Annotated in this window: 4 protein-coding genes; 1 reads left to right on the top strand and 3 read right to left on the bottom strand. The window is 73.7% G+C overall.

What is annotated here, in order from left to right; genetic code table 11:
* Nucleotides 1-23: 23 nt before the first annotated feature.
* Nucleotides 24-1,694, bottom strand: coding sequence for a hypothetical protein (locus PZE19_RS18500; protein WP_277862112.1), 1,671 nt, complete (start codon nt 1,692-1,694; stop codon nt 24-26).
* A gap of 342 nt (nt 1,695-2,036) precedes the next feature.
* Here PZE19_RS18500 and PZE19_RS18495 point away from each other — a divergent pair, with 342 nt between their 5' ends.
* Nucleotides 2,037-5,519 (top strand): hypothetical protein, encoded by a 3,483-nt coding sequence (locus tag PZE19_RS18495; protein WP_277862111.1) that lies wholly within the window; start codon nt 2,037-2,039, stop codon nt 5,517-5,519.
* Between the two features lie 22 nt (nt 5,520-5,541).
* On the opposite strand, the gene PZE19_RS18490 is transcribed toward PZE19_RS18495, so the two are convergent.
* Entirely contained in the window at nt 5,542-9,939 is a 4,398-nt protein-coding gene (locus PZE19_RS18490; RefSeq protein ID WP_277862110.1) for a WD40 repeat domain-containing protein, read from the bottom strand.
* The gene (locus PZE19_RS18485) at nt 9,936-12,386 is read right to left on the bottom strand and encodes a bifunctional serine/threonine-protein kinase/formylglycine-generating enzyme family protein (RefSeq protein WP_277862109.1); all 2,451 of its coding nucleotides are present in this window, start codon (nt 12,384-12,386) and stop codon (nt 9,936-9,938) included. The genes PZE19_RS18490 and PZE19_RS18485 overlap by 4 nt, the downstream gene beginning before the upstream one ends.
* Nucleotides 12,387-12,405: the final 19 nt, after the last annotated feature.

Below are 12,405 nucleotides of genomic sequence, written 5' to 3'. Positions count from 1 at the left end.
CTGCGATCGGCCGTCCGCCCGGCTCAGAAGACCGGGGGCTGGATCGGGATCAGGCCCGCTCGGCTGCGGCCGTAGAAGATGTTCAGGTAGACCGCCAGCTCGGCGTCGAAGGGCCGGGGGCCGGTCACGGGCGTCACCAGGGCCGTGCTGAGCAGGGCCGAGCGGCGGAACTGGAAGTTCAGGCCGTAGGTCAGGTTGACCATGTCGGCGGTGCCCGCGGGGTCGAGCCGGTTCTTCCAGTCGCGGTGCGTGAACGGCGAGTTCACGTGCACCTCGAAGTTGGGCGCGAAAGCGCTGAAGAAGGCCTCAGGATCGGCCGAGCGATAGAGATAGTAGCCGATGCCGATGTCGTTGAACATCAGCGTCACGTCGCGGACGTTCGAGGTGAACGCGAAGGCGCTGAAGCCCTGGATATAGAAGTCGCCGAAGTTCAGGATGTAGCCCACGAACGGCTGGAACGAGGTGTCGTTCAGGCCCGCGACGTAGGGCGCGCCCGCGAACCGGCCGGGGGCCGTCGGCGGGGCGACGGCGAGGCCGACGCTGGCCAGGCTGCCGGTCTGGCGGTTCTCCTTGAGGACGTACTTGGCGAACAGGCTCAGGTTGCCGGTCGCCGTGCTCGTCGGCGTCTGGAACCCGCGGACGTTGCTGTCGGCGGAGAGGGTCTCTATCGGCAGCCGCAGTCCGAACGAGCCGCGGCCCTCGTCGAACGTCTTCTCGAAGCCCAGGACGTGCCGGAAGACTTCCATGTTCCGAACAGGCGAGCGGTCGTAGATGTTCTGGGCCTGGCCGACCTGGCTGTAGTAGTTGAACGTGTAGAAGAAGCGGTCCTGGGGCCGGGGCGACTGGTTCTCCGACATCTTGAGGATCCGGATGCTCGGCGCGAAGAGCGTCGCCGCGCGGGCGCCGGGGAGGCCCGGCGGCCCGACCGACGGCGGGCCCTGCTGCGGCTGCGCGATCCGCAGGTTGACCGGCGCGAGGTCGCCGATCATGTTGGGCGGGAAGTTGGACTCGGAAGCTCCCGCGCCGCCGGGCCCCGAGAACCCCGCCAGGGCCGACTCGAACGCCCCGGCCCCCGCTGCGGCGCCCGCCGCGCCGGTCCCGCCTGCGCCGCCGCCTGCCGGGGCTCCCGGTCCGGCCAAACCACCGACGTCCGCCCCGGCCGCGGCGCCGAGACCCGCACCGGACCCGACCCCGGAGCCGGCGCCGGCCAAGCCGAGACCGGCGGCCGCGCCCATCCCCGTCCCGTCGGCGCCGTAAGGGACGACCGATCCGCCCTCCGCGCCCGGGGCGACCGCGGCGCCCGCCGAGCCCGGCGCGGGGCTGAGGCTTCCCATCCCGCCGGAGGTCGAGGTGTATCCGCCGACGATCGGCCCGGTCGGAGACTGGCCGGGGATCATTCCGTAGGCCGTGATCGTCCCCCCCTGGGGAGAGGCCGTCTGGGGCGTGGCCGGGACCGATCCATAGGGCGTGGCCAGGCCGCCTTGCGGCGAGCCCGCCGGGCGGATCGCCGCCGGAGACTCATACCCGCGGGGATAGCCCAGGGGGATGGCGATGGGCCCGCCGCCGGCCAGGGGTGCGACGTAACCGGGCGCGGGGCCGCTCTGCGGGCTCGCCTGCCCCAAGGCGGCGGAAGTCGCCGCCAGGGGCGCCAGGACCATCCCGGCGATCCGCCAGGTCCGATACGTTCGGTTCATCGCTTCACTCCCCGCCATACGGAAGCCGTCTCGTCTCGCCGCCTCCTGGACCGCCGGGTCGTCCGGGGTCGAGCCGACCCGATGCGATCCCACGACGCCGCCGGACTGGACGCCCGGCGAGGATCGCAACGGTTGTATCGGCCGTTCCGATAGCCCGAACCGCAGGGAATTTTGAATCTTTACAAGGCTTTCCGCCGCGATTCTGGAATGATGGGATGGAGCCGGGGACCCGCCGGGCGACGGCCCGCGTCACGGGCCCGCGCCGCTCGACGTAACACACGGTCGGGCCGGCCGTTGGCTCGACCGCATTCGCCTCCAGGCCCGAACCCGAACGATGTCATGATGCACGCCGACCGCTCCGGTTCCCGGTCCCATCCGTCCCCGCGGCGAACGAGGAACCTCGTCGCGTCGGCACGGGCGTTCGCGGTCGCCCTGGGAGTCGTCCTGGCGGGATCGGGCGGCTCGCGCGGCTTCGCCCAGACGCCTCCCGACGACTTCCTGAACCCCATCCTGACGATGAACGCCCTGGGCCACACCGACCTCATCCAGGCCCTGGCGTTCACTCCGGACGGCAAGCGGCTGCTCACGGGCGGGCGGGACAAGGTCGTCCATATCTGGGAGCTGGACGAGGGCCGGCCCCAGCTGGAGGGGTCGATCCGGCCGCCCATGCGACGTCGAGGCGGCCGGGTCTACGCGCTGGCGATATCCTCGCGCGTCGATGCGAACCACCAGCGGTTGGCGGCGGTCGCCGGGATGGGCGCGATCGGGGCCCGGGGCGGGATCTTGTTCTACCGGATCCCCGGGGCCGCGGGTCGGAGGGCCGGCGACCTGGCCTTCGAGCTTCCTCCCGGCCGGAGCGACGAGCCCGCCGCGACTCGCCGGGGCCACGCCGGGGCCGTGCTCGGCCTGGCCTTCTCGCCCGACGGCGGGCGGCTGGCCTCGTGCGGCGACGAAAACGACCGGACGGTCCGGATCTGGGACCTGGACGGGGAAAATCCCCGCAGCGTCGCGGTGCTGGAAGGGCATGCGGGGAGCGTCAAGAAGGTGGCCTTCCTCGATAACGACCGGCTGGTCAGCGTCGGCGGCGCCGGCGACGGCTCGGTGCGGCTCTGGGACGCGAAGACCGGCCGGTTGCTGCGAGTCGCGAGCCCGTCCGCCGAGGCGCTCGCGAAGGACGCCGGCAAGGCCGTGACGATCACCGCCCTGGCCGCGAGCCCCGACGGCCGGCACGTCGTCGTCGGCCGCGAAGACGGGAACCTCGAACGCTACGACGGGGCCGGCCTGGGCGGCCGCCTGCTCCTCAATCCCGAGAAGGGGCTCGCGAGGCGGCCCGTCGAGGCGTTGGCCTTCAGCCCCGACGGCAAGACGCTGGCCGTGAGCGTCCTCAAGAACGCGGCCACGGTCGAGGAGTTCCCGTCGAAGGATTGCGACGTCGAACTGCGGGAGATGCCCGCCGGCCGGCGCATCGAGACCGTCCGCACCGCCAAGGGCCTGGTCATGGCGCTGGCCTTCAGCCCCGACGGCCGATTCCTGGCGATGGGGGGCGGCGACCGGCAGGAGGTCGTGCTCCGCGACCTGCGCAACCCCGCGCGGGCCGACGCCGGCCTCCAGGCGGATGGGCCCGGAACCATGCTGTGGGACGTCGCATTCGTCGACGCGAAGCCGACCGTCGCCTTCCGCGGCTCGCGCGCGGCCGGAGCGGCCCAGCACGCATGGGAGGGCTTCGACCTCGCCGAGCGCCGGTTCCAGCCCGTCGCGGTCGATGCCGCGCTCCAGAGGTCGGTCGCGACCCTCGAAGGCTGGACATTCCGGCCCCGGGCGTTCGATCGGGTCGAGATCGTCCCGGCGCAGGGCGAGCCGATCGCGGTGGCGTTGAACCCGCTCGACGTCCGCTGGTCGAGTTTCACGTTCATCCCGCCCAGCGCCCAGGCCGGTCACGTGGCCCCGTGCGCGGCGATCGGCACGGAGGACGGCGGGATCCTCGTCTACAACCTCCGCGACCGCAGCCGGACGCGGCTCTTCCTGGGCCACGGCGGCGCGGTGCACGCGATGGCGCCGTCGGCCGACGGCCGCTGGCTGGTCGCGGCCTCGGCCGACATGACGCTCTCGCTCTGGAACCTCGCCGGCTGCGACGTCCGCACGCCGCTCGGGGCCGACCTGGGCCGCGACCCCCAGGGCCGCGTGGTCGTCACGGCCGTCCGGCCCCGCTCGGCGGCGGTCCGCCTGGGCCTGAAGCCGGGCGACGTGATCGCGAAGCTCCGGCGCAACAGCCGCCGCGAGCCGCTCGACGTCGCGAAGCTCGACGAGGCGGTCGCCGGGTTACCGCCCGACCTCGACGACCAGGCCGTGCTGGAAGTCGTTCGGCCCGGCGTCGCGGCCCCGGTCGGGATGGTCACGCCTCGCGCCGACGTCCCGGCGCTGAGCCTCTTCCCGGCGGCCGACCGCGAGTGGGTGGTGTGGATGCCCGAGGGTTATTACGAGACCTCGATCGCCGGCGACCGGCGGCTGCTGGGCTGGCACGTCAACCACGTCGACGTGACGAACCCGGCCGACTTCCGCTCCTTGCCGTCCGACTTCCACCCGATGTCGCGGTTCGAAACGCAGCTCCGCAGGCCGGCCGTGATCGACGCCCTGCTGCGTACCGGCGACCCCGTCGCCGCGCTGGCGACGGTGCAGGGGCCGCCGATCGTCCGCAATCCGCCCGTCATCCGTCTGATCGCCCCCGGGCCCGCCGCGCCCGGCGCCGAGATCGTGGCGGCCGGCGCGGACGCCAACCTCCAGATCGAGGCCGAGGCGTCGGCCGACCGCCGCATCCGCTCGATCGTCGTCCACAACGGCCCGCGACGGCTCACCGAACGCCTGGCCGAGCCCGCCGTACCGCTCTTCCGGACGGTCGAGGCGGTCCGGCTCGCCCCCGACCGCAACGTCGTGACCGTCGAGGCCGTCGACGACCTGGGCGTCCGGGCGATCCAGGACTTCACGATCCGACTCGCCGCGCCATTGCCGGCGCCGCTGGTGCGCCGCGATCCGCGGCTGGTGATCCGGTCGATCGGCGTCGAAGAGTTCCCCCGCGAGGACGTCGGGACCATCCGCAACGCTCGCCGCGACGCCGAGGAGCTGGCCGCGTTCTTCAAGGAGCCCGACGGCCGCTCCCACTTCGCCGATGGCGCGATCGACGCTCAGGTGCTGATCAACCCCGACTCCGGCGCGATCGCCGGCCTCTTCGACGGCCTCGCCGAGGGCGTGAAGGCCGGCCGGCTGAAGGCGGGGGACACGGTCGTCGTCGTCCTGGAATCGCACCTCTTCAAGGCCGGCGAAGGCGGATCGCTCGTGCTCGCGGCCGATTCCCGGGCGACTGACGCGACGCCGAAAGGGGCGTCGACCGGCGCGATCGCCGAGCGCCTGGAAGAGGTCGCGGCCCAGGGCTGCTTCGTTCTCGTCCTGGTCGACGCGCTGCACGCGGGGGCGTCGCCGACGGCGCGGGCGGCGTTCAAGGAATGGGCCCGCGACCTGTCGGGCCGGCGGGGCGTCGTCGTCGCGGCGGCGTCGAAGCACGACCCCAGCGAGCGGCTCGAAGACCACGGGGCCTTCGCCCGCGCCGTGCTGTCGGTCGCGACCGTCGCCGGCGGCTCGGCCGCGCGTTCCGACGCCGACGCCCCCATGACGCTCTACGAGTTCCAGGCCGGCGTGCTCCGGCTCGTCTCCGAGCTGACCGCGCGGCGGCAGTTCGCGGGCTTCTATCCTCCCGAGACCCTCTCGGGCTGGCAGAAGATCCGCCTCTTCGAGCCCCAGCCGACCCCCGGCGACGACCTGGTGCGCCGCTGACGGCGAGGCCTCGCCCGGTTCGTCAGGGCGCCGTGGCGGCGGCCGGCGGGGGCGTCGTCTTGATCAGCGGGAACGACGTCGTCTGCTCGGCGTCGCGCGAGACGGCGTCGGCGGCGGCCCGCGCGGGGCCGGGTGCGCCGCGGAGGACCAGCTCGGGGAAGGCCTGGGAGAGGGTCGGCAGGGTGAGGTCGGCGTACTGCCGCAGCTCCTCGGTCTCCACCCAGCCGTCGCCGTCGGCGTCGGCGGTCGGGCGCCGCTCGAACATGGCCAGGTCGGGCGTCGGGCCCAGGTCATTGCGGCCCATGCCGCGGAGGAGGGTGTAGGTGAGCAGGCCGTGCTTCAGCCGCTCGGCCTCGCCGGCGCGCTCGCCGCGGCGGGACGCGAGGATGTACGACGTCCGCGCCGGGTACGCATCCTCCTCGGCCGCGTTTCGGATCGCCCGCCGTTGCTTCAGGCGGACCACCGGGTCGTCGAACAGGGCCTCGGCCTGGCAGGCGTCGACGATGACCAGCCGCTGCAGGGCCTCGGCCGCCGCCAGGTTCTGGTGGATCAGGCCGTACGGCAAGAGCGTCCGGTCGCGGATCGGGTCGGGGCCCTTCGCCCCGCCGCGCGCCACGGCCTTCGGCTCCGCGCCGCGCATCGCGACGACCTCGGGCCCGGCGGGCATCTGGGCTTTGGGGAGGAGCAGGCAGAAGAAGCCCTCACGGACGTCGGTATGGCCCGCCAGGAAGACGACGATGCGATCCTCCGGCCGGCCCCGGACGCGGCGCCGGAGGGTCTCGAAGGCCTCGCCCAGGGAGCGCTGGGAGACGTCCTCGTTGAGCAGCACGATCGGCTCGGCGGCGTCGGCCCCGGGCTCGTCGCGGTTGGCGTGGAGGAACTCGGCGATCGCCCGCGCGTCGGAGTCGGCGTAGCGGAGCGCCTGGCGGTCGTACTTGCTGATCCCCAGCGCCAAAATGTGGGTGCGGCCGAGCGTCCGGCCCTCGAACCGGAGGTCGAGGCGGTTCGAGCGGGCGTCGACGCCCCCGGGTTTGCCGGCCAGCGCGTAGATCGAGTTCTCGCCGCCGACGAGCGTCACCGTGGCGCGGGCCTCGCGACCCTCCCGCTTCAGCTCCCCGGGGATCGGCACGCCGTTGTGGTAGAGGCGTAAGTCCTCGACGTCGGGGTCGCTGAGCCGGATCGCCAGCTCGACGCGGCGATCTTTCGGGCCGACCTCGGCGACGGGCTCCAGCTCGATCCGCGGCGGCTTGCCGACCGGGATCGCCTCGGGGGGGACGACGTCCTCGGCCCGGGCGAGCCGCTCGACCAGGTCGAAGACGTGGCGCTGGCGACGGACCTGATCGAGACGCGCGACGAAATCGCCGCCGTCCTTCGCGTCGAGCCGCCAGGCCACCCGGCGCTCCCCGACGGGCGAGGCGTCGTAGAGCCCATCTGGCGTGAAGACGACCCAGTCGAGGCCTTCGGCGGTCGCCGCCAGCGTGCCGATCAGCGAGCGATCGGCCAGCCGCCAGAGCCGCACCACGGCGTCGTCGCCGGCGCTCGCGAGCACCTTGCCGCCGGGCCAGAACGACAGGGCGTTGATCATCTCGAAGTGGCTGGGGCCGGTCCCCAATGGGATCGGCACGCCGGGGCGGGACGCCTCGATCAGGGCGATCCGGCGGTCGTCGCCGGCCGCGGCGATCAGCCGGCCGTCGGGAGAATACGCGACCGTGCGGGCGGATCCCGAGAGACGCGCGATCGCGTCGACGGGCTCGACGGCCCCCGGACGCCAGAGCTGCACCCGGCCGTCCTGGAGACCCGCGACGACCTCGCGGACGATTTTCGGCGAGGCGGCCAGCGACGTCACGGGCGACCGGCCCCCCGCGTCGTCCGTCCCCAGCGTTTGGAGCAGCTTCGGCTCGCGATCGGCGAGGCTCCAGAGCTTGACCAGGCCGTCGTCGGAGCCCGTGAGCAGCTCGGCGCCGGCGTTCGCGAAGGCCACGACGTTGATCGCGTCGTCGTGGCCGCGGATCGGCTTGCCGACGAGCGCACCGTCCTCGGACTTCCAGACGCACGCGAGGGGTCCGTCGCGGCTGCCGGCGGCGATGCGGCGGTCGGCCGCGACGGCCAGGCGGTGGAAGCCCCAGCTCGACGCCGCCGCACCGTCCTCGGTGCGAGGCTTCTCGAAGGCGATGGGCTTCCGCGCCAGCGTGGCGCGGTCGTGGACGACGACGAGCCCCTCGCCGTCGATCAGCGCCAGGTCGCCGTTGGGCAGGAATTCGCCCGTGGGCCGGAAGCCGGAGGCGCCGGGGATCCGCCGCGCGCCACGGCCCTCGCCGAACTCCCAGAGCAGGGCCTCGCCGCCGTCGCCCACCTGGAGTAGGGCTCGTTCGTCGGCCGAGACCGCGACGTGCCGGACCCGCCCGCGAGCGGCCGCGACGCCGACCTTCGTACGCCCCGCGGGGATCTCCCAGAGCCGGATCCCCCCCGCGCCGTCGCCGGAGGCCAGGGTCTCGCCCCCCGCCGCGAAGGCGAGCGAGAGCGCCGCGCCCGCCTCCTTGAGGTCGAGCGGGATCGGCCTCGCGATCGCCCCGTCGGCCGTCAATTCCCAGACCCGAAGTTCGCCACGGAAGGCGTCGCAGACGGCCACGAGACGGCCGTCGGCCGAGACCGCAGTCCGACCGATCGTGCGGTCGAGGACAAGCTCCGTCACCGCCTCTTCGCCCTGGGGCACGACGCACGCCTTGCGGCCCGCGGTCGCGATCAGCCACGACGGACAAGGCTGGATGGCGGTCACCGCGCCATCGAGCTTCGCCCGCGAACGGGTCGCGCCGCCCGGAAGCGCGATCTCGCTCACCGTGCCGTCCTCCCGGCCGAGGTAGGCGATGGCGCCGTCGTCGGCGAGGGCGAGGGCCGTCGGCCGCGGCGATGCGGCCGGCAGCGAGGCGATCAGCTTTCCCGAGGCGTCGAACGCCTGGATCCGCTCGACGCCGTTGCGGTCGGGGACGACGAGGGCGAAGGCGACGGATCCCGGGCGGGCGGCGACGGCCAGCAGCCGCGCCTTCGACTCGGCGACGGCGACCGCCAGCCGCATCCGCCGGCGGGCGAGGTCCCAGACGAGGCAGCCGCCCTTGTTGTCGATCGAGACCAGCCGACGCGAGCCGCGCTCGGCGTCGGCGGGGGTGGGCAGGAAGGCCGTACGTTCGACGGGGCCGCGGTGCAGGGCCGCGCGGCCGGTGGTGACGACCTCCTCGTCGATCAGGTCGTAGGCGAAGACCTCGCCCTTTCCGCCGCCGGCCGCGAGCATCCGGCCGTCGGGGCTCTGGGCCAGGCTCCAGACGCCGTTGAGGGCGTGCGGCAACACCCGGCCGAGACGGGCGTCGGCGACGTCCCAGATCCGGACGGTCGAGTCGAGGCCGGCGGTGAAGAGGCGGCCGCCGTCGCCGCTGAACGCGACGGCCGTCACGCGGTCGGCGTGGCCGCGCTGGAGGATCGGCTCCGCCTTGGGGCGGGGAGGGCGGACGTCCGACGGCCAGAGGCTGAGGTCGGGGCGGAACCCGCCCGAGGCCCGGAACCGCTGGGCCGCCAGCTCGGGCCTGCGCCGCAGCCGGTCGAGGCAGGCGGCCAGGCCGGCGGGGTCGGTCCGGGTCCCCAGCGATTCCAGGAGGCCCTTGGTCAGGAAGCCGCCGCCATCGCGAGGGTCCTGGCCCGACGGCTTGTCGCCGGCCGCGAGCCAGGCCGTCACGCCGGGCCAGCGCACGATGCCGCGCAGCATCCGCTCGCCGGGCTCGAACCGCGCGGGGTTGCCGAGCGGCCGCGGGGACTGGACCCGGCCGGCGGGCGAGGTGTCGAGCAGGCCGACGATCGAGTAGTCGCCCGTCGCCGCCAGGCCCTCGATCGCGTCGCCCAGCCGCCAGCCGGTGGCCTCGACGTCGACGCCGCGCGCGTCCATCGGCAGCAGCAGGTCGCGGTCGGATCGGGTCGCGTGGTCGCCCGCCCGCGCGGGCAGGCCCACGGCCTGGCCGGCGAAGAAGATCAGGATCGTGTCGCCGGGCCGGGCCTTGCCGGCGAGCCACTCGCGGACGCCCCGGTCCAGCTCGGCCCTGGTGGCGGGCCGGCGTTCGGGACGACGCGCCGGCTCGGCGAAGCCCAGGTCCTCGGCCTCGTGGTCGCTGAGCAGCAGGACGTGGTCGGCGGGCCATCCCGCCGCGTCGATCAGCCATCGTCCCAGCGCCGCGGCGTCGGCCGCCGCGCCACGGCAGCGCGGGAAGACGGTCGAGTCTTCGTAGCGCTCGATGCCGACGAGCATCGCCCAGAGCTGGGGCTTGCGAGGCGGCGGATCGGGCGCCTGGGCCCGCGCCGCGGCGACAGCGAGCCATCCGATCAGGAGGGCGAGGATCTTCGTCCGCCGCGCCGGGAGGCGATCCCTGGGCGTCGTCATTTCGCACGTCCTTCGTCGCCCGGCGAAGTCTTCGTCGCGGCGTCGGGCTCCAGCTTCTCGGCGATCACGACTTCGAGGACGAGCCGGACGCCCACGTCGGCGAACTTCTCGCGGTTCTTCGCCCGGTAGGCCTGGCCCGAGGAATCCGAGCGGTAACTCACGCGAGCCGTCTCCGGGAGCGTGGCGTACGAGCCGCCCCGGATGGCGAAATGGGGGTCTTCCGTCGCGCTCGCCGGGTTGACGACCGGGTCGATGGCGGCCGGCTTGTCGAGGTAGCCCGCCCAGACGTCGCGACACCATTCTCGGACGTTGCCGGTCATGTCGAAGACCCCTTCCAGAGTCCGGTCCTCGCTCCACGAGCGGACGGGTTGCAGCCGCTGCGTCAGGCCGCCGATGTTCGCGTATTCCATCGGGTTGGCGGCGTCGTCGGCCCAGACGAAGGGGTCGCGGCGGCCTCGCGAGCGGGCGGCGAACTCCCACTGGGCCTCGGTCGGCAGCCGGGCGCCGAGGCTGCGGGCGAACTCCTCGGCGACCGAGCGGGGCAGCTCGACGGCCGGGTGGTCCTCCGCCCCTTCGATCTTGGGGTACCCCACCTCGCCCGTCGCCGTGACGTACCGGTCGAGCTCGCCCTCGCGTCCCCGGCCCGCGCGCCTGCGGTAATCCTCGAACTGCGCGATCGTCGTCTCGGTCTCCTGGAGGTAGTACGTCGACAGCGCGACTTTGTGAAACGGTTTGTTGTCCTCGTTCTGGAGCTTGGGATCCTTCTCGCCCATCAGGAAGTCGCCCCCCTCGATCAGCCGGAAGGCGATCGGCGCGTGGCCGTTCGCGACCTTGACGGCCCGAGGCAGCCCCAGCGCGCCCTCGTCCCCCTTCGACGGGTCGGGGGCGGCGCCCTCGGGGAGGTAGACGCGGCCCTGGAGCGCCAGCCGTCGGATGTCGCGGCCCTCGCCGATCGTCACGGCCTTCGGCCAGCGGAGGCGGGCGTCAAGCTCGACGACGCCGACGTCCGGGTCGGGCGTATAGGGTCGACCGACGTACTCCTCTTTCAGGAACCGGACCACCTCGGGCGAGACGCCGGTGGCGGTCGGCGTTGGGGGCGGGGCCTGCGATTCCGCCTTCGAACCGTCGCCCCCGCCGCCGGGCCGGCCCCAGACCATGAGGGCGATCGGGATCGCGGCGGCGATCGCCAGCGGGATCGCCGCCAGGCGGGTCAGGCGGAACGGCCGGGCCTGCGGCCTCGAGGCCGAGGGCTCGATCGTGCCGTGGGGGTGGGGTGTGAGCAGCGGCAGGGGGGCCCGTCGGGGCGTGATCGCCGCGGCGTCGGCGGCCGTCTCCTCGTCGACGAGCCCGCGCTCGCCGACGGCCGCGCGGAGCGCGTTGTACAGCTCGGCGGCCGAGTCCGGCCGCAGGTCGGGGGACTTCTCCAGGCAGCGGAGCACCAGCTCCTCGACGGCCGGCGGGATCGCCGCGTCGGGGGCGACCTCGCGGAGCGGCCGGGGGGGCGTCTTGGCGTGCTGGTAGAGGACCTGGGTCCAGTTGCCCTTGAACGGCAGCTCGCCGGTGAGCATCTCGTAGAGCATGACGCCGAGCGAGTAGACGTCGCTGCGATGGTCGATCGCCGTCCGCGTGTTCTCGACGACGTCGACGCCGTTCTGCTCGGGGCTCGAATAGGCGGGGGTGCCCAGCACTCCCTGGGTGTTCATCGTCACCGCCTGCGCCGCGTCGCCGACGGCTTGGATGATCTTGGCGATGCCGAAGTCGAGCACCTTCACGCCTTGCGCGCCCGTCTCGGGGTCGGTCACGACCATGACGTTCTCGGGCTTGAGGTCGCGGTGGACGATCCCCCGGTTGTGCGCGAGGCTGAGGACGTCGCACATCCCCCGCATGACCCAGAGGATGAACGGCAGCCGGCCGGGCTCGCCGCGGTGGATCAGGCGTCGCAGGCCGTCGCCCTGGACGTACTCCATCTCGATGTAGGCGGTGTCGCCGACGATGCCCGTGTCGTGGACGGCCACGGCGCAGGGGTGCTTGAGCTTGGCGAGGATCCGCGCCTCCAGCTCGAACCGGGCGCGGGCGCGGGGGTCGCCGGCGATCCCTTCGCTGATGACCTTGAGGGCCCGGGGCTCGTCGAGGCCCAGGTGGTGGACGAGCCAGACGCTCCCCATCCCCCCTTCGCCCAGCATCCGGACGACCCGATACTTGTTCAGGAGGATCGAGCCCGGCCCGATGACCGGCGGGATGCCGACGACCCCGGTCGACTCGGCCGTGGGGCCGGCCTGCGGCGAGCGGAGGTCGGGCGTGCCGCGCTGGGTCGTGCCGCCGGGAGGGGCCGCGACCGACTCCTCGGCGGGAGGGGCCGGGGGCGGGGCGTCGCCGTCCGGATCGGGCGAGCCGAAGATCGCGACGGTCCGGTTCTTGGTCGGCTCTTCCTCGTCGCCTCGATGCATCGCTCTCCCCCTCGGCGGT

This window comes from Paludisphaera mucosa (assembly GCF_029589435.1).
Classification (GTDB): domain Bacteria; phylum Planctomycetota; class Planctomycetia; order Isosphaerales; family Isosphaeraceae; genus Paludisphaera; species Paludisphaera mucosa.
Note: the sequence above shows the minus strand (reverse complement) of the source record. Positions and strands in the feature narration are given on the sequence as shown.